At 63.5% G+C, this 17,705-nt stretch carries 15 protein-coding genes; all 15 read left to right on the forward strand.

The window, feature by feature from the left end; translation table 11 throughout:
• The first annotated feature begins 307 nt into the window (after positions 1-307).
• Positions 308-1,012: a haloacid dehalogenase type II gene (locus E8F11_RS23875; RefSeq protein ID WP_280291383.1), complete on the forward strand. Its 705-nt coding sequence runs from the start codon at positions 308-310 to the stop codon at positions 1,010-1,012.
• A complete protein-coding gene (locus tag E8F11_RS23880) occupies positions 1,012-2,088 on the forward strand; it encodes a phosphotransferase (protein ID WP_280291384.1) in 1,077 nt (358 codons plus the stop codon). Before E8F11_RS23875 ends, E8F11_RS23880 begins: the two co-directional genes overlap by 1 nt.
• Complete coding sequence (locus E8F11_RS23885; protein WP_280291385.1) at positions 2,072-3,424, forward strand: aspartate aminotransferase family protein; 1,353 nt, start codon at positions 2,072-2,074, stop codon at positions 3,422-3,424. The genes E8F11_RS23880 and E8F11_RS23885 overlap by 17 nt, the downstream gene beginning before the upstream one ends.
• Positions 3,425-3,445: 21 nt before the next feature.
• Positions 3,446-3,949 (forward strand): Lrp/AsnC family transcriptional regulator, encoded by a 504-nt coding sequence (locus E8F11_RS23890; RefSeq protein WP_280291386.1) that lies wholly within the window; start codon positions 3,446-3,448, stop codon positions 3,947-3,949.
• Between the two features lie 419 nt (positions 3,950-4,368).
• Positions 4,369-5,838 carry an aldehyde dehydrogenase family protein gene (locus tag E8F11_RS23895; RefSeq protein ID WP_280291387.1) on the forward strand — a complete coding sequence of 490 codons (1,470 nt, stop codon included), beginning with the start codon at positions 4,369-4,371 and terminating at the stop codon, positions 5,836-5,838.
• A gap of 286 nt (positions 5,839-6,124) precedes the next feature.
• Positions 6,125-6,793 (forward strand): haloacid dehalogenase type II, encoded by a 669-nt coding sequence (locus E8F11_RS23900; protein WP_280291388.1) that lies wholly within the window; start codon positions 6,125-6,127, stop codon positions 6,791-6,793.
• Between the two features lie 26 nt (positions 6,794-6,819).
• Positions 6,820-8,094, forward strand: a complete 1,275-nt coding sequence (locus E8F11_RS23905; protein ID WP_280291389.1) for an FAD-binding oxidoreductase — start codon at positions 6,820-6,822, stop codon at positions 8,092-8,094.
• Between the two features lie 127 nt (positions 8,095-8,221).
• A complete protein-coding gene (locus E8F11_RS23910; RefSeq protein ID WP_280291390.1) occupies positions 8,222-9,865 on the forward strand; it encodes an ABC transporter substrate-binding protein in 1,644 nt (547 codons plus the stop codon).
• Positions 9,866-9,937: 72 nt separating this feature from the next.
• Positions 9,938-10,891: an ABC transporter permease gene (locus tag E8F11_RS23915; protein ID WP_280291391.1), complete on the forward strand. Its 954-nt coding sequence runs from the start codon at positions 9,938-9,940 to the stop codon at positions 10,889-10,891.
• A gap of 71 nt (positions 10,892-10,962) precedes the next feature.
• Complete coding sequence (locus E8F11_RS23920; RefSeq protein WP_280291392.1) at positions 10,963-11,814, forward strand: ABC transporter permease; 852 nt, start codon at positions 10,963-10,965, stop codon at positions 11,812-11,814.
• A 1-nt stretch (position 11,815) separates the two neighbouring features.
• Positions 11,816-13,645: an ABC transporter ATP-binding protein gene (locus tag E8F11_RS23925; protein ID WP_280291393.1), complete on the forward strand. Its 1,830-nt coding sequence runs from the start codon at positions 11,816-11,818 to the stop codon at positions 13,643-13,645.
• Positions 13,642-13,950, forward strand: coding sequence for a (2Fe-2S)-binding protein (locus E8F11_RS23930; protein WP_280291394.1), 309 nt, complete (start codon positions 13,642-13,644; stop codon positions 13,948-13,950). The genes E8F11_RS23925 and E8F11_RS23930 overlap by 4 nt, the downstream gene beginning before the upstream one ends.
• Complete coding sequence (locus E8F11_RS23935; RefSeq protein WP_280291395.1) at positions 13,932-15,356, forward strand: FAD-dependent oxidoreductase; 1,425 nt, start codon at positions 13,932-13,934, stop codon at positions 15,354-15,356. The genes E8F11_RS23930 and E8F11_RS23935 overlap by 19 nt, the downstream gene beginning before the upstream one ends.
• Positions 15,353-16,507 (forward strand): FAD-binding oxidoreductase, encoded by a 1,155-nt coding sequence (locus E8F11_RS23940; RefSeq protein WP_280291396.1) that lies wholly within the window; start codon positions 15,353-15,355, stop codon positions 16,505-16,507. Before E8F11_RS23935 ends, E8F11_RS23940 begins: the two co-directional genes overlap by 4 nt.
• Entirely contained in the window at positions 16,504-17,661 is a 1,158-nt protein-coding gene (argE, locus tag E8F11_RS23945; protein WP_280291397.1) for an acetylornithine deacetylase, read from the forward strand. The genes E8F11_RS23940 and argE overlap by 4 nt, the downstream gene beginning before the upstream one ends.
• The last annotated feature ends 44 nt before the right edge of the window (positions 17,662-17,705 follow it).

The following is a 17,705-nucleotide window of genomic DNA, read 5'->3' on the forward strand; positions in this document are numbered from 1 at the left end:
TGCGTAATGCCGAACGCCCTTCCTTGATGGAGGGGCGTTTTGTTTTGCCGAGCAGGAAAAGAATGGGTCGCGCTGCCCGAAAAAACCTACTGGCCAACGCAGCTGCTACCCCTATCCGAAGACGTGGGTGTGACTACGCCAGGCCGGCCGATCACGGCCCTTCAAAGGAGGACCGCAGATCCTGCCAGCGTGCTCTGGATCGAGCAGGAATCTGCCTGAGTCACCCGGCAATAGAGCATTTCCGTAGTGCTGATATTCATAGACTTGTAGTCACCAACCCGTCATCCACATCCTGGAGATCGCTCAAGTGACATACAAACCGAAATTCATCAGCTTCGATTGCTACGGCACGCTCATCAACTTCGAAATGGGCCCGACCGCGAAAAAGCTCTTCGAAGATCGCGTTCCGAGCGAGCGGATGCCGGCCTTCCTGGACAGTTTTCGCTTCTACCGTCTCGATGAGGTATTGGGTGAGTGGAAGCCGTTCTTCGATGTGGTGGAGAACTCCATTCAACGCACGTGCAAGAAGCACGGCGTGGAATATCGTCCTTCCGATGCGCTCGCCCTGTACGAGGCCGTGCCGACCTGGCAGCCGCACCCGAACGTCGTCGAGACGCTCGAGGCAATTGCTCCGCATGTTCCGCTGGTGATCCTGTCGAACTCGATGGTCGATCTGATCCCGCACAGCGTCGCCCACCTCAAGGCGCCTTTCCACGCGGTCTACACCGCCGAAGAAGCTCGCGCCTACAAGCCGCGGGCGCAGATGTTCGAATACATGTTCGATCAGCTCGGCTGCGGGCCGGAGCAGATGATGCACGTTTCGTCGTGCTTCCGTTACGACCTGATGACCGCGTCGGATCTCGGATTCATGGCCAAGGCCTTCATCGACCGCGGTCACACGCCTGCCTGCGACGGTTATGGTGTCAACCGCCTGACCGATATTCGCCAGCTTCCCGGTTTGCTCGGCCTCGATTGCCTGGCCCAGACCGCCCCGATGAAACGGGGCGCGTGATGGCAGACAATCGTCCGATGGCGGCAGCGGCGTTGAGCACGGCGGCACCCAGCCTCGCCCCGAACGAGGTGCGGGCCCTGGTTCGCCGTCTCTACGGCATCGATGGCAGCGTTAAATCACTGGTGGGCGAACGCGACCAGAACTGTTGCCTGGAGACGGCCGACGGCAGGCGTTACGTCGTCAAGATCAGCAATCCATCGGAGCCGCTTGCGGTGGTGGATTTTCAGATCGCGGCGCTCGAGCACATCGCCCGCGTTGCGCCCGGCCTGCCGGCGCCGCGGGTGGTGCGCACGCTTGGCGGGCGTGCGCGCGACAGCGTAGCGCTGGCCGGCGGGGTGCAGACCAGCGTGCGGATGCTGACCTATCTCGACGGCGTGCAGATCCGCGAGACCCCGCGCACCGCCGTGCAGCGGCGGGCGATGGGGACGTTCCTCGCCAAGCTGAACCTCGCATTACGCGATTTCAGCCACCCTTCGGCGACGCACGATCTGCTGTGGAACGTTTCCGCGGCGCAGCGCCTGGCAGCCAAGCTCGATGCCATCGAGGACGCCCCGCGCCGCGCGCTCGCCGAGTCGTTCATGACGCGCTTCACCGAGCATGTGCTGCCGCGTCTGCCCTCGCTGAGGTCGCAGGTCATCCACAACGATTACCACCTCTACAACGTGCTGGTCGCACCCGAGGACCATCAGCGCATCGTGGGGATCATCGACTTCGGCGACATGCTGCATGCCCCGCTGGTGGGGGAGGTCGCCACGGCGGCGGCCTTTCACATGGCTGGCAGCGCCGATCCGTTCGAGGGGCCGGCGCAGTTCGTCGGCGCTTATCACGCCACGCTGCCGCTCAGCGAAATGGAGCAGGAGGTCGTTGCCGATCTCATGGCCACACGTCACCTGATCACCGTGTTGATTTCGGAATGGCGGGCCAGGCGCTACCCGGAGAACCGCGCCTACATCATGCGCCACAACCCCGCCTCGTGGGAGGCGCTGTCGCTGATGGCCGATCTTTCCCGCGATCAGGCGCGCGACCTATTACTCACCGAAGTACGCAAAGGACAAACCAATGAAGAGCACCACTGACCTCAACATGGTCAACGCCTATATCCCCGGACGCGCCGAACTGAGCCCCGCAACCGCGGCGATGATCGAGCGGCGCGACGCCTTGCTCGGCCCGGCCTATCGGCTGATGTACGAGCACCCGCTGCATATCGTGCGCGGCGAGGGCGTGTGGCTGATCGATCCGGAGGGGCGCCGTTACCTCGACGTGTACAACAACGTGGCCTCGCTCGGGCATTGCCACCCGGCCGTGACCGAGGCCATTTGCCGGCAGGTGCAGACGCTGGCGACCAACACCCGCTATCTGCACGACACCATTCTCGAACTGGCCGAGCGCCTGCTCGCCACGGTGCCCGAGACCGAGCTCGCGTATCTGATGCTGACCTGCACGGGTAGCGAGGCAAACGACGTCGCCTATCGCATCGCCCAGGTGCGCACCGGCGGCACCGGCGTGATCGTCACCGAGACCGCCTATCACGGCTTCACCGATGCGGTGTCGAAGTTCTCGCCTTCGCTCGGCGTGACGGTCGATCTCGGGGCCCACGTTCGCCTGGTACCGGCGCCGCGCCTCTACCATGCCGAGGGTGCCGATCTCTGCGAACGCTTCACCCGCGATGTGGAGGCGGCGATCGCCGATCTGCAGCGTCACGGCATCAAGCCGGCGGCACTAATCGTCGATTCGCTGTTCACCAGTGACGGCATCCTGCCTGAGCCAGCGGGCCTGTTGAAGGGCGCGGTCGAGGCGATCAAGCGTGCCGGTGGCATTTTCATCGCCGACGAGGTCCAGCCTGGCTTCGGCCGGACGGGCGAGCACATGTGGGGCTTCCAGCGTCATGGCGTGATCCCCGACATCGTCACCCTGGGCAAGCCGATGGGCAACGGGCAACCCATCGCGGGGCTGCTGGCCACCGCTGAGGTGTTGGCCGAGTTCGGCAAGAATTCCAGGTACTTCAATACCTTCGCCGGCAACACCGTCTCCTGCGCGGCAGCGTTGGCCGTGCTCGATACGATCGAGAAGGAAGGCCTGCTGCAGCATGCCGCCAGGGTCGGGAAGGTCCTGCGCGACGGTATCGCGGCGCTTGCCGACCGGCACGAGGCCATCGGTGATGTACGCAGTGCGGGCATGTTCGTCGGTGTGGAACTCGTCGCGGACCGCACAACGCGAGCCCCCGACCGCGAGCTCACCACCCGGGTGGTCAATCTGATGCGCGACAAGGGTGTCCTGCTCAGCGCCTGTGCGATGGGACACAATGTGCTGAAGATTCGACCGCCGTTGGTGCTGACGGCAGAACAAGCCGGTATGGTAATCGAGACGCTCGATGCAGCGCTGACTGAAGCGCAATCTGCAAAGGCGGGTTAACCGGCCTCGAAGGTAATCGACATGCGACCTACGGCTTCCCTCGACCCGTTCGATATCAAGATTCTCGTGCACCTTCAGCGCGAGGGGCGCTGTTCGAATGTCGATCTGTCGGCGGCCATCGCCCTCAGTGAGAGTCCGTGCCTGCTGCGCACCAAGCGTCTACAGGATGCCGGCGTCATCCGCGGCTACCGTGCGGAGATCGCGCTGGAGAAGCTGGGCAGCCACGTCATGGTGTTTTCCGAGGTGACCATCAGCAGCCATCGACCCCGTGACTTCCGCAAGTTCGAAGCCGGGGTCGGCAAGTATCAGGAGATCGTCGAGTGCTACAACGTCAGCGGCGGTTACGACTACCTGCTGAAAATCGTGGCACCCAGCATTACCTGGTTCCAGGCACTGATGGATCGGCTGCTGGAGGACGATATCGGCATCGAGAAGTTTGCCAGCCGGATCGTGCTGCGTCAGCCGCTCGATCAACGCGGCTATCCGTTGAATACCATCGCAAGTGGTAGGCCGGACTGGGATTGATCGAGTGGTGTTGGAGGTTCGGCGCCATGCATCACAAGGGGCTGTTGCCGTTTGGGCACGAGGTGCCGAGCGCCGCTCCCAAGGGTGGGTTAGCGGCGCCGAATGCCGTTCTTCCAGACGCAGCTGAAGGTCGCGCGCCGCGTAACCCACCAGGCGATGGATGGCGTTGCGCCGATGGTGGGTTACGCCGCACCCGGCACAGCGAGTCGATCGACAAACGCAACAGGCGGCTAACCCACCGTACGAAGCTGCGGGCTTAAAAGGACTTTCGGTAGATTGCGCGAATGCAGGCCCGACAGGCCGCAGCTACTGCTCAAACGGGGGGCAAGGTCGGCAGCAAATATCGGCCGATTTTTTCTACGATGAAGGCCTGGTAATTCGCTGCCGAACCGGTGTTCGGCCCCTTTCCGGAGTCCCTTATGAACAGCTTCGACCCCAGCATCGTCAAGGTACGCAGTGCCCATTTCATCGGCGGAACCTATCGCGACGGCCTGCCGGGGCTGGACGTGGCGCGCCCGTCCGACGGCCAGTATTACGCGCCGTTGCCCATCGCCGACGTGGCGCTCGTCGACGAGGCGGTGGAGAACGCCTGGCAGGCGTTCTGCCGCAGCGACTGGGCGAGCCGTCCGCCGCGCGAGCGCTGCCGTGTTCTGCGCCGCTGGGCAGACCTGATCGAGGCCGATGCAGCGACGCTGGCGCCGATGGAGGCGGTCGGCTCGACCCGTCCGCATAAAGATGTGCTGGGCTGGGACATTCCCTATGTGGCTGAGGTGCTGCGCTTCTTCGCTGAGCTGGCGGACAAGCATGGCGGGCAGGTGGCGGCCACCCAGCGCGATCGTCTCGGGATGCAGATCGCCGAACCCTATGGGGTGATCGGTGCCATCGCCCCGTGGAATTTCCCGCTGAGCATGGCCAACTGGAAGGTCGCACCCGCCCTGGCGGCTGGTAATGCCGTCGTCCTCAAGCCGTCGGAGCTCACGCCATTTTCAATCCTGCGTTACGCCGAATTGGCAGTGCAGGCAGGCATCCCGCCAGGCATCTTCAATGTGGTGCAGGGCGACGGCCGGCTTACCGGCGATGCCCTGTGCCGCCATCCGCGAATCAGCAAGGTGACCTTCACCGGCTCCACCACCACCGGGGCGAGCATCATGTCGACCTGTGCCAAGTTCGGGCCCAAGCCGGTCACCCTCGAGCTCGGCGGCAAGAGCCCGCAACTGGTGTTCGCCGATGTTCCGGACCTTCGCAAGACAGCCCTCAACGTTGCCAAGGGCATCACCGGAAACGCCGGACAGGTCTGCGTCTCCGGTTCTCGGCTGATCATCGAGCGCTCGATCCTGGAGCCCTTCGTCGAGTACCTGCGGGACTATTTCCGCGAACTGCGCCCCGGCCATACCTGGTCGGCGCAGACGAGCCTGTCGCCGATCATCTCGCGTCAGCAGGCCGAGCGGATCGACGGGATCGTCCAGAGTTCACGCCAGGCCGGCGCCGAAGTGCTTGAAGGTGGTGGGTCGATCGACGGCCTCGGCGGTGCTTACTACCAGCCCACCCTGTTGAGCGTGGCGGACAGCCGCAACCCGGCGGTGCTCGAAGAAATCTTCGGCCCGGTGCTGACCATTCAGACCTTCGAAGACGAACAGCAGGCGCTGCAGCTGGCCGAGCACCCCACCTATGGCCTGGCGGCCGGGGTGCACACCGCCGACCTCAATCGCGCCTTGCGCCTGATCCGCGGTCTTGAGGTCGGCACGGTGTGGGTCAATCGTTACGGGCGCAGCGACGACCATGTACTGCCCACCGGAGGCTACAAGCGTTCGGGTATTGGTAAGGACCTTGGCAGCGAGGCCTTCGAGGCCAATCTACGGCACAAGAGTGTGCTGATCGATATCGGTTGATTCTGCTGCGATGTGACCCACAAGGGCGCCCAATGGGCGCCTTTTCCGTTTGTGTGGAACTGTGAAAGGCGCATGGGCCGCGGTTTTGCACGTTTTAAGTGCGATCGGCAAAGTCTGCTGAGGTGGGCCTGTAAAACGGTTTTTTGTATCAAGGGGGCGGCGCTTTTAACCTCATCTGCTGGGTTCACAGTGCTGTAATGATCAGGCAGTGCAGCGCGACGTCAGAGTTTCTCCAGTGGAGTCGATGTTGACTGCAATAACTTCAACAAGACATCAGGACTGCGCCATGAGCTTTCTTCGACCCAAGTACATCACCTTCGACTGCTACGGTACTCTGACCAATTTCCAGATGGGGCCTCTGACCCGCGAGCTGTTCGCCGATCGCGTGCCCGCCGAACAGATGGACCAGTTCGTCCAGGACTTCGCCGCTTATCGCCTGGATCAGGTAATGGGCGACTGGCGGCCCTACGATGAAATCCTCAAGACCGCCCTCGCTCGGGTGTGCAAGCGCTGGGGTGTCGAGTATCGTGGTGAAGGCCAGCTTTATTACGATGCCGTGCCGACCTGGGGCCCGCATGCCGATGTGACGGCCGGCCTGTCGAAGATCGCCGGCAAGATCCCGCTGGTGATCTTCTCCAACGCGATGGACGGGCAGATCATGTCCAACGTCGACAAGCTGGGCGTACCTTTCCATAAGGTATTTACCGCCCAACAAGCCCAGGCCTACAAGCCGCGTTTGGCCGCCTTCGAATACATGCTCGACAACCTCGGCTGCGGTCCGGAGGACGTGCTGCATGTTTCCTCCAGCTTCCGCTACGACCTGATGTCGGCCCACGACATGAAGATCAAGAACAAGGCCTTCGTCGCCCGTGGCCACGAACAGCCGGGCAATACCTGCTACAGCTACCAGCAGATCTCCGATATCGGCGGTCTGCCTGCCCTGGTCGGTCTCTGATCGCCACTTCGCACGAGGAGCTGGAGATGCACAGCGATTCCTACTGGCTCGACACGGCACCCGCCTTCACGGGGGCGCAGACGGGAACACTTCCGTCTCGGGTCGATGTGGTTGTTGTCGGAGGTGGTTTCACCGGTCTGTCGGCGGCCCGTTCGCTGGCCATGAAAGGGGCCAGCGTGGCGGTGCTGGAAGCCGGGCGGGTGATCGGCGAGGCCTCCGGGCGCAACGGTGGTCATTGCAGCACTGGAGTTGCCCATGACTACGCTGGGCTGGCTGCCAGCCTCGGTACCGAGCGGGCGCGCAGCTACTACCGTGCCTACGAGAGTGCGGTGCAGAGCGTGGTCTCGCTGGTCGAGCAGGAGCGAATCGCCTGTGATCTCACGCGCAACGGCAAGCTCAAGCTGGCCGCCAAGCCCCAGCACTACGAAGGGCTGGCGCGGACCTGCGAGCTGATCCGCCGGGAAGTCGATGCCGAGGTCGAGCTGCTGTCCGCCGCCCAGGTGCGCAGCGAAGTCGACTCGACCGAGTTCTATGGTGGACTGCTGCAGCGCAACGGTGTGCAGATGCACATCGGCCGCTTCGGCATCGGCCTGGCTGAAGCGGCTGCGCGACATGGTGCACTGATTTATCAGCAGACCACCGTGAAGGGCTGGAAGGCCGTCACGGGTGGCTACCGGGTCGATACCACTCGCGGCAGCCTGCAGGCGGGACAGGTGCTTATGGCCACCGGGGCCTGCCAGCATGGCGGCCTGGGGTGGTATCGGCGCCGTATCGTGCCGGTGGGCAGCTTCATCATCGCGACCGAGAAGCTGCCCGAAGCCTTGCTCGAACGGCTTCTTCCGGAGCGGCGCTCCTATGTCACCAGTCGCACCATCGGCAACTACTTCCGCCTCACCCCGGACAGCCGCCTCCTGTTCGGCGGGCGGGCCCGGTTCGCCATGTCCGGCGGCAGCTCCGACGTGAAGAGCGGCAAGGTTCTGCAAGCAGCGTTGGCGCAGATGTTTCCGCAGTTGGCCCAGGTGAAAGTCGATTACTGCTGGGGCGGGTTGGTGGATATGACCTCCGACCGTTTCCCTCGCGCTGGCCAGCATGGCGGGGTGTACCACTCCATGGGCTACAGCGGCCATGGAGTGCAGATGTCGGTGCACATGGGCCAGGTGATGGCTGAGGTAATGGACGGCAAGACTGAGGCTAATCCCTGGGGCGAGCTGAACTGGCCGGCGATTCCCGGTCATTTCGGCAAGCCGTGGTTCCTGCCGCTGGTGGGCGCCTACTACCGGGTTCAGGACTACTTGCACTAAGCGCGTACGTGGTTAAGGAGAGTTACCCACACTAGCGAGATTGTTGATTCACCGTCGTTTGCTTTTCTAGGTGGCTCCGCTCAACCGCGGGCATTCGAGCCCTCTCATTATCGACAGGTAGAATGATATGACTGACAACAAGAATAAAACCGAATCCCAGCTGATCAGTGGTTCGGAAAGCCAACGCATTTTCGAAGGACTCAATCGTGGCATGTCGCGCCGTGAAGCGCTGCGTATGCTCGGGCTGGCGGGAGTGGCTGTCGCGGGCACCGGCAGTCTGTTCGGCTCGGCCGGCCAGGTGTTCGCCTCGACCTCCGCAGGCACGGGTAAAGGCAAGCGTGGTGGCCGAATCAAGGTAGCCAGTGCGACCAGCTCGACCGCCGATACGCTGGACCCGGCCAAGGGTGCGAACTACACCGATTACTGTCGTCACAACATGTTCTACAATGGCTTGACCACGCTGGACGAGCAGTTGGTGCCGCGCATGGCCTTGGCGGAGTCGTTCGATACGAGTGACGCGATCTCCTGGACCGTCAAGCTGCGCAAGGACGTCGTCTTCCACGATGGCAAGCCGTTCACCTCTGCGGATGTGGTCTATTCGCTGAACCGCCATAAAGTGCCCGAAGTGGGTTCCAAGGCACTGACCATCGCCAAGCAGTTCAGTGAAGTGAAGGCTGTTGGTCCCCACGAGGTTCAGATCATCCTGGGCAGCCCGAATGCGGACCTGCCGGCCATCCTCGGCACCACACACTTCCTCATCGTGCGAGACGGCACTACGGACTTCAGCATTGCTAATGGCACCGGGCCATTCAAATGTGTTGAGTTCCAGCCGGGCGTGCGCTCGATCGGCAAGCGCAACGACAGTTACTGGAAGTCCGGCCTGCCTTATCTCGACGAGATCGAGTTCTTCTCCATCCCGGACGAGGCAGCGCGCATCAGTGCCCTGCTGGCCGGTGATGTGGACCTGATCAACCCGGTCAACCCTCGTTCGGTATCACGCATCCTCGACAATGCCAACGTCGCTTTGATGGAGTCCCCGACCGGTGGCTACACCAACCTGGTAATGCGCGAAGAACTGGGGCCGGTGCAGAACCCGGAATTCGTGCTGGCCATGAAGCATCTGCTCGATCGCAAGCAGATCAATCGGGTCGCCTTCCGTGGCTATGGCAAGATCGCCAACGATCAGCCAATCGCCCCCAGCAACCGCTACTACTTCACTGGTCTTCCGCAGCGTGAGTTCGACCCGGAGAAGGCCAAGTTCCATTTGCAGAAATCCGGCATGGCTGGACGCTCCCTGCAACTGGTGGCCTCCGAAGCCGCTACCGGTTCGCTGGACATCGCTCAGCTACTGCAGCTCTCTGGCCAACAGATCGGGCTCAAGCTTGATATCAAGCGGGTACCAGCGGACGGCTACTGGTCTAACCATTGGATGAAGCACCCACTGGGCTTCGGCAACGTCGGTGCACGTCCAACTGCGGATCTGCTGTTCAGTCTGTTCTTCCAGTCTGATGCCGGCATGAACGAATCGGGCTGGAAAAACGAAAAGTTCGATCAGTTGCTGCGTGCTGCTCGTGGTGAAACCGACGACGCCAAACGCAAGCAGATGTATGCCGATATGCAGGTTCTGGTGCATGAGAGTTGTGGTGTCGGTATTCCGCAGTTCAACAGCAGCCTGGATGGCCACAACGCCAAGCTGAAAGGCCTTTCTCCCCATCCGCTCGGTGGGTTGATGGGCTACATGTTCGCCGAACACGTTTGGCTGGATGCCTGAGCGCTGGTTCGATAACCAAGGCGCCGCCTGCAGGGCAGTGCAGGTGGCGCCAAAGAAGAAAAGGGTTCAGTTATGAACAGCACAATTGCGCGCCTTGTGATTGGTCGGCTGGCTGTCGGCGTGCTCACGCTGCTTATCGTCTCGCTGGTGGTCTATTTCCTCACCAGCCTGCTGCCCGGTGATGCGGTCCAGGAGCAGCTCGGTCAGGAAGCGACCCCGGAGGCGGTGGCGGCCCTGCGTGCGCAGCTCGGCCTGGACCAGCCGGTGTACCTGCGTTACCTCTACTGGCTGGGCGGACTGGTCACCGGCAATCCCGGTATCTCCCTGGTCAACGGCATGGCGGTCGACGAGATGATCGCCAGCCGGCTGCCCAATACCTTGAGACTGGCAGCGATCACCGCGCTGGTCTCGGTGCCTCTGGCGCTGACCATCGGCATCCTCTCGGCGATGTACCGCGGCTCGATCTTCGACCGCTACAGCAACATGCTGGCGGTGTTCGCCGTCTCCGTGCCGGAATTTCTGATCGCCACCGTCGCCGTGCTGATCTTCGCGGTGAAGCTGGGCTGGCTGTCGGCGCTGTCGCGCAACGTCGATGTCCACACGTTCGGTGAGCTGGTCCGCGTGTACGCCATGCCGGTGTTGACCCTGTGCTGCGTGCTGACGGCGCAAATGGCGCGCATGACTCGGGCCGCGGTAATTGATCAGCTCGGCGCCCCCTATGTCGAAATGGCGGTGCTCAAAGGGGCGCGGCCGATCCGCGTGGTGCTGCGTCATGCATTGCCTAATGCCATCGGACCGATCGCCAATGCCGTGGCGCTGAGCCTTTCATATCTGTTGGGTGGCGTGGTGATCGTCGAAGCGATCTTCAACTATCCAGGCATCGCGACGCTGATGGTGAACGGTGTGATTACTCGAGACATGCCGCTGGTACAGGCATGCGTGATGATGTTCTGCCTTGGCTTTCTGGTGCTGGTGCTGCTGGCTGACCTCTGTGCAATTCTTTCCAACCCGAGGCTGCGTAAATGAAAGCGAACCGTAATACACCGAAGCCAAGCGGAGCGAGCGGCGGAGATAACGCATTGCCTACGAAAGGACTGGTGAACGATAAGGCGTCTGCCGTTGCGCCCCGCAAACGTCGCTTCTCGCTATCTGTCGGCGGCGTCATTGGTCTGTTGATCGTCTGCTTCTGGGCCCTGATGGCCTTCATTGGCCCCCTGATCGCGCCCCACGACGCCAACGCCCTGGTCAGTGAAGACTTCTTCGGCCCGCTCAGTCTGGAGTACCCGCTGGGCACGGATTACCTGGGAAGAGACATCCTCAGTCGGCTGTTGAACGGTGCACCCTACACCATCGGTGTGGCCTTGTTGGCCACCATGCTCGCCTGCAGCGCAGGCGTGGTGCTGGGCCTGGTGGCAGCCGCCTCCGGTGGCTGGGTCGACGCGCTCATCAGTCGCACCCAAGATGCGCTGATCGCGATCCCGAACAAGATCTTCGCCCTGCTCATGGTGGCTTCGTTCGGTTCTTCGGTACCGCTGCTGCTGGTCATGGCCGCCTTCGCCTACATGCCGGGCTCTTTCCGTATCGCCCGCGCGGTGGCGGTGAACGTGATGACCATGGACTTCGTCCGGGTCGCACGCACGCGAGGCGAAGCCATGCCCTACATCATCTTCATCGAGGTGCTGCCGAACATGCTGCGCCCGGTGCTGACCGATTTCGGGCTGCGCTTCGTGTACGTGGTGCTGTTGCTCAGCGCGATGAGCTTCCTCGGTCTGGGCATCCAGCCGCCTGACGCCGACTGGGGGTCGCTGGTGCGAGAAAATATCCTGGGTCTGGGCGAGGGTGCCCCGGCCGTGCTAGTCCCGGCGGTCGCCATCGCCACCCTGACCATGGGGGTCAACCTGCTCATCGACAGCTTCGGCGGGCGGTCCAAGCGCGAGACGGAGAAGTGAGATGAACGAAATCGTCAGGGTAAGCGGTCTGCGTGTCGCCGCACGCAACGAAGAGGGTATCGACGTACCGATCGTGCACGGTGCCGATTTCAGCCTGAACAAAGGCGAGGTGTTGGCGCTGATCGGAGAGTCCGGCTCGGGCAAGAGCACCATCGCGCTGTCGCTGATGGGCTACGCGCGCGCTGGTTGCCGTATCGTCGGTGGATCGGTGCGCATCGGCGACGTCGATGTGCTCAAGCTGTCGAATGCCGAGCTGGCGAAGCTGCGCGGACGTACCGTGGCTTATATCGCGCAAAGCGCAGCCGCAGCGTTCAACCCGTCCAAAAGCATCATGGAGCAGGTGATCGAAAGCGCGCTGATCCATGGCGTGCTGTCGCGGCAACAGGCTCAGGCCAAGGCCGTTGAGCTGTTCCGGGCGCTGGCGCTGCCGGAGCCAGAACGGATTGGCTCGCGCTATCCGCACCAGGTATCGGGTGGGCAGCTGCAGCGTCTGATGGCCGCCATGGCGCTGATTACAGATCCAGCATTGGTGATTCTCGATGAGCCGACCACGGCGCTGGATGTGACCACGCAAATCGAAGTGCTGCGCGCGTTCAAACAAGTGGTGCGCGAACGCGACACGACGGCGATCTACGTATCCCACGACCTCGCGGTCGTGGCGCAGATGGCTGACCGCATCATCGTCCTGCGCGACGGCCAGATCCAGGAGAACAGCAGCACCGAGCAGATCCTCGAAGAACCCAAGCATCCCTATACCCGCAGCCTGCTGGCGGCCATGAAGCCGGCGGCGAACAATGTAGGTGAACAGGAGATCGCTCCCGCGGAAGAGGGCCTGCTGCTCGAGGTGCGCGGCCTGGAGATCTGCTACGGCACGAAGAAGGTGCTGCACGACGTCGATCTGAAGATCCGCCGCGGTGAAGCGGTGGGCGTGATTGGCGAATCGGGCTCGGGGAAAACCACTCTGGCGCAAGCCATCGCCGGCCTGGCCGAGCCGTCTGCCGGGCAGATACTGCTGGACGGCCAGCCGCTCAGCCGTTCGCTGGCCGGCCGCACTCGCGATCAGTTCCGTCGTGTGCAGTACGTGTTCCAGAACGCCGATACCGCGCTCAATCCGAAGCACAGCATCGAAGATATCCTTGGCCGTCCGCTGCGTTTCTACCACGGTATGAAGGGCGCGCAGCAGCAACGGCGAATGGCCGAGCTGCTGGAGCTGGTGCAGCTGCCCGCAAGCATCGCACAACGCCTGCCCGGCGAGTTGTCTGGCGGCCAGAAGCAGCGTGTCAACCTGGCGCGAGCTCTGGCGGCGGAACCGGATCTGATCCTGTGTGACGAAGTGACCTCAGCGCTGGATACGGTGGTGGGCGCCGCGATCTTGGAGCTGTTGCGCGATCTGCGCCGCGAACTGGGGGTCTCCTACCTGTTCATCAGCCACGACATCTCCACCGTGCGTGCGCTGTGCGACGACATCGTGGTGATGTACAGCGGCCATAAGGTCGAGGCCGGCAACCAGCAGTCCTTTGCCCAGGTGCCTTTCCATCCCTACACCGACCTGCTGATCAACTCGGTGCCGGAGATGCGCCAGGGCTGGTTGGAAAACTGCGGGGCCAGCGGCGGCGCGCTACCGCCGATCGGCGGGCCGGCCGCCGGGGCGAAGCTCTGTCCGTTCCTCAACCGCTGCCCGATGCGAGTCGACGGCCTGTGCAATCGCAGCGCACCGCCGCGCAACAGCATCGCCGGTGGCAGTGAGGTCCTCTGTCATCGCAGCGGCGCTGAGCTGCTAAAGGCGCAGCACGGTGCGAACAGCTTGAAGCTCGTGGGTACCTATGCATGAGCGGACGTTTCGTGCGGTTGGCCGAGCGTGACCGGCCAACGGTGAAGCTGATGGTCGATGGCGAGCCCATCGAGGCGTTGCAGGGCGATACGCTGATGGTCGCTCTGCTGACCCGAGTGCCAGCGCTGCGCCAGTCGGAGTTCGATCCGGGTAACCGCGCCGGCTTCTGCCTGATGGGCGCCTGTCAGGACTGCTGGGTCTGGACTCGCAGCGGTGAGCGTCTGCGCGCCTGTTCCAGCGAAGTCTGCGAAGGACTGGACATCGTCACCAGGCAACCGGAGGCGATATGGCCACTGCGCGGTTGAAAGGCCTGCACAAGGAGGCCTGTCGGGTGGTGATCGTCGGTGCCGGCCCGGCCGGAACTCGCTGTGCCGAAGCCCTGGTTGCAGCCGGAATCCGGCCGATCCTGTTGGATGAGAACCGCCGTGATGGCGGGCAGATCTATCGCCGTCAGCCCGAAGGTTTCAGCCGCGACTACGCCACGCTGTACGGCAGCGAGGCGGATAAGGCCAGGGCGCTGCACCAGGCCTTCGATCGCCTGCGCGGACAGATCGATTATCGGCCCGACACCCTGGTCTGGGGGCTGACGCCGGGCCAGCTGTGCTGCGTCAGCCAGGGCAGGCATTCGACAGTGGAATACGACGCGCTGATTCTCTGTACCGGCGCCACCGACCGGATAATGCCGATCGAGGGCTGGCAGTTGGCAGGCACCTACAGCCTGGGCGGGGCGCAGATTGCGCTGAAGGTCCAGGCGGTTTCCATCGGTCGCCGGGTGGTGTTCATGGGCAGCGGGCCGCTGCTGTACCTGGTTGCCAGTCAGTACCTGAAAGCCGGCGGCGAGGTAGCCGCGGTGCTCGATACCTCGCCGCTGCGCAGGCGCATCGTGGCGCTGCCAAATTTGCTAGCACGCCCTGGGGTGCTATTCACCGGGATAAAGTTGCTGGCGCAGCTCCACCGAGCCATGGTTCCCGTTCATTTCGGCGTCGAGCCGCAGCGGATTCTCGGCGACGCCGCGTCGGGTGTCAGCGGCGTGCACGTGCGAACTGCCGCTGGCGATGATCTGCAGGTCGAATGCGATGCCTTGGCGCTGGGCTATCACCTACGGCCCGAGACGCAGCTGGCTGACCTGGCTGGCTGTCGCATGCGTTTCAATAAGGTTTCGCAGCAGTGGCTGCTGGATACCGACGAGCAGGGCCGCACCTCGGTCGAGGGCGTTTACGCCGCGGGCGACGGTATGCGGATTCGCGGCGCCGATGCCGCCGAGCACGCCGGGCGCCTGGCGGCGATGGCGCTGCTGCAGGACATGCGGCAACCCGTGAGTAGTGAGGCGCTCGCACTTCACCGTCGCGCCTTGGCGGTGATGGAGCAGTTCAGTCAAGGTCTTTACCAGGCCTTTCCCTGGCCAGCGGCACAAGCCAGTGCGCTGCCGGACGAGGCGATCGTCTGCCGTTGCGAAATGATCAGCGCCGGCGAACTGCGCGCCGCGGTGTACGAGAAGGGCGCCTCCGAGGTCAACCGCGCCAAGGCGTTCAGCCGGGTTGGCATGGGCCGTTGCCAGGGCCGCTACTGCTCCCAGGCCGGCGCCGAAGTGATCGCCGCGACCGCCGGCGTCGATGTCGAGCTGGTCGGCCGTCAGCGCGGCCAGGCACCGGTCAAGCCGCTGTCGATGTTGACCGAGGAACTGAAGCCGGGCGAGGAGGTGGCACCGTGAGCGTTGATCAGACCGATGTACTGATTGTCGGCGGCGGCCTCATGGGCGCGGCTTCGGCATTTTTCCTGCGTCAGCATGGGCGTTCGGCGGTCCTGCTTGAGCGGGACGTGATCGGCCAGTACGCCAGCGGGGTGAACTTCGGCAACGTCCGCCGCCAGGGACGTTTCCTCGGCCAGTTGGAGCTGACCAACCGCTCCTTCGCTCTGTGGAAGCGCTTGCCGCAGCTGATCGACGATGACCTGGAGTTCATCGCCAGCGGCCATATGCGGGTCTGTTACCGCGAGGACGAGATTGCTGAGCTGGAGGCCTACGCAGCGGCACCCGAGGCGCGCGAGCTGGATCTGCGCATCTATAGCGGGCGCGAGCTGCACGCGCGTTTCCCGTTCCTCGGTCCTGAGGTCAAGGGCGGCTCCTATGCGTCGCACGACGGCCATGCCAACCCGCGCCTCGCTGCACCCGCCTTCGCCCTCGCCGCGAGGCGCGCCGGCGCAATGGTCGAGGAGCACACCGAGGTGACCCGTGTGGAGAAGGTCGGCGGGGCGTTCCGGGTCAGCACCAGCGATGGCCGCGAGTACCGTGCCGAGCAGCTACTGATCACGGCCGGTGCCTGGGGCGAGAAACTGTCCGCGCAGTTCGGCGAGCCAGTGCCCCTGATCACAAAGGGCCCGCAGATGTCGGTCACCGAGCCGGTGCCCTATGTCCTGAAGACTGTGATCGGCGTGTACACCAAGATCCCTGAAGAAGAGCTGTATTTCCGACAGATCCCGCGCGGCAACATCATCATCGGCGGCTGCAGTCACACCAAGCCGGACATGCTCAACCGACGCGCCCATTTCGATCCGCGCAGCCTCCTCAAGCAGCTGCAGCTGATGCGCCGGCTCGTACCGGATATGGCCAACCTGAACATCATCCGCACCTGGAGCGGTATCGAGAGCTACTTGCCGGACTCACTGCCGATCATGGGGCCGAGCGGCAAGGTCGAGGGTCTGTACTACGCCTTCGGCTTCAGTGGCCATGGTTTCCAGCTCGGCCCGGGCGTGGGCGACGTGATGGCCGAGCTGATGAGTACCGGTGGCACCAACACTTCGATCGCGCCCTTCGGAATTGGCCGCTTCGCCGATTACACCGAGCAGCAGAGGAGGGTGTCATGAGACCCCGCGCACTGGAAATCCTCAAACGGCTGATTGCCTTCGATACTGTCTCCTCGGAATCGAACCTGGCGCTGATCGACTATATCCGCGAGCTGCTGGCGAGCAAGGGCATCGATTCGCTGATCGTCAAGGACGAGAGCGAGCGCAAGGCCAACCTGTTCGCGAGCGTTGGCCCGCGCGATGTGCCAGGCATCCTGCTGTCCGGGCATACCGACGTAGTGCCGGCTGCCGGTCAGGCTTGGACGGTGCCGGCGTTCCAGGCGACGGTGCGCGATGGGCGCATCTACGGCCGTGGTAGCTGCGACATGAAGGGCTTCATCGCCCTGGCCGTCGACGCCATGCTCAGCGCGACTGAAGCGCCGTTGACCCGGCCCCTGCAACTGGCCCTTTCGCATGACGAGGAGATCGGCTGCGTGGGTGTGCGGCGCCTGCTCGATGTGCTGCATCTGGCGCCTGTGCGGCCGATGCTGTGTATCGTCGGCGAGCCGACCGAGATGCAGTTCGTTCTCGGCCACAAGGGCAAGGGTTCCTACCGCACCCTGTGCCGTGGCCAGGAGGCGCATTCGTCCCTGGCGCCGCGCTCGGCCAATGCCATCCACCTGGCGTGCGACTTCATCGCCGCGCTGCGCGAGGGGCAACACCGCCTGCAACAGCAGGGCGCTCATGATGCGGCCTACGACGTGCCTTACAGCACCGTGCACGTCGGGCAGATCGCAGGCGGCAAGGCGCTGAACATCGTGCCGAATCTGTGCACCCTGGATTTCGAGGTCCGCAATCTGCCGGCCGACGACCTCGACCAGTTCATCGAGCAGATGCGCGAGCAGGCGCAGGTCATCGTCGCGGAGGCCAGGCTACTGTCCAGCGTCGCGGCCATCGAGATCGAAACCCTGAACGTCTATCCCGGCCTCGATACCCACCCGAGCGTCGCAGCCGTGCGCTTGCTGCAGGCGTTCGCAGCGCCGGGGACCGGCACCGCCAAGGTCTCCTTCGGCACCGAAGGCGGTCTGTTCAACCAGCGCCTGGATGTGCCGGTGGTGGTCTGCGGCCCCGGCTCCATCGAGCAGGCGCACAAGCCCGACGAATTCGTCGAGCTGAGCCAGATGGACGCCGGCGAGCGGTTTCTCGATGGGCTGCTGGGCTCGCTGAAGGTGTAGCGCCGCCACTCTGCTACGGCCGCCTCGCGCCCGCAGGCGGGCCG

This window comes from Pseudomonas sp. BN417, assembly GCF_029871205.1.
Lineage (GTDB): Bacteria > Pseudomonadota > Gammaproteobacteria > Pseudomonadales > Pseudomonadaceae > Metapseudomonas.

Excerpts from the sequence above, each read along its gene's own strand:
- E8F11_RS23880 (WP_280291384.1), top strand. The coding sequence starts at position 1,012 with ATGGCAGACAATCGTCCGATGGCGGCAGCGGCGTTGAGCACGGCGGCA.
- E8F11_RS23885 (WP_280291385.1), top strand. The coding sequence starts at position 2,072 with ATGAAGAGCACCACTGACCTCAACATGGTCAACGCCTATATCCCCGGA.
- E8F11_RS23890 (WP_280291386.1), top strand. The coding sequence starts at position 3,446 with ATGCGACCTACGGCTTCCCTCGACCCGTTCGATATCAAGATTCTCGTG.
- E8F11_RS23895 (WP_280291387.1), top strand. The coding sequence starts at position 4,369 with ATGAACAGCTTCGACCCCAGCATCGTCAAGGTACGCAGTGCCCATTTC.
- E8F11_RS23900 (WP_280291388.1), top strand. The coding sequence starts at position 6,125 with ATGAGCTTTCTTCGACCCAAGTACATCACCTTCGACTGCTACGGTACT.
- E8F11_RS23905 (WP_280291389.1), top strand. The coding sequence starts at position 6,820 with ATGCACAGCGATTCCTACTGGCTCGACACGGCACCCGCCTTCACGGGG.
- E8F11_RS23910 (WP_280291390.1), top strand. The coding sequence starts at position 8,222 with ATGACTGACAACAAGAATAAAACCGAATCCCAGCTGATCAGTGGTTCG.
- E8F11_RS23915 (WP_280291391.1), top strand. The coding sequence starts at position 9,938 with ATGAACAGCACAATTGCGCGCCTTGTGATTGGTCGGCTGGCTGTCGGC.
- E8F11_RS23925 (WP_280291393.1), top strand. The coding sequence starts at position 11,816 with ATGAACGAAATCGTCAGGGTAAGCGGTCTGCGTGTCGCCGCACGCAAC.
- E8F11_RS23930 (WP_280291394.1), top strand. The coding sequence starts at position 13,642 with ATGAGCGGACGTTTCGTGCGGTTGGCCGAGCGTGACCGGCCAACGGTG.
- E8F11_RS23935 (WP_280291395.1), top strand. The coding sequence starts at position 13,932 with ATGGCCACTGCGCGGTTGAAAGGCCTGCACAAGGAGGCCTGTCGGGTG.
- argE (WP_280291397.1), top strand. The coding sequence starts at position 16,504 with ATGAGACCCCGCGCACTGGAAATCCTCAAACGGCTGATTGCCTTCGAT.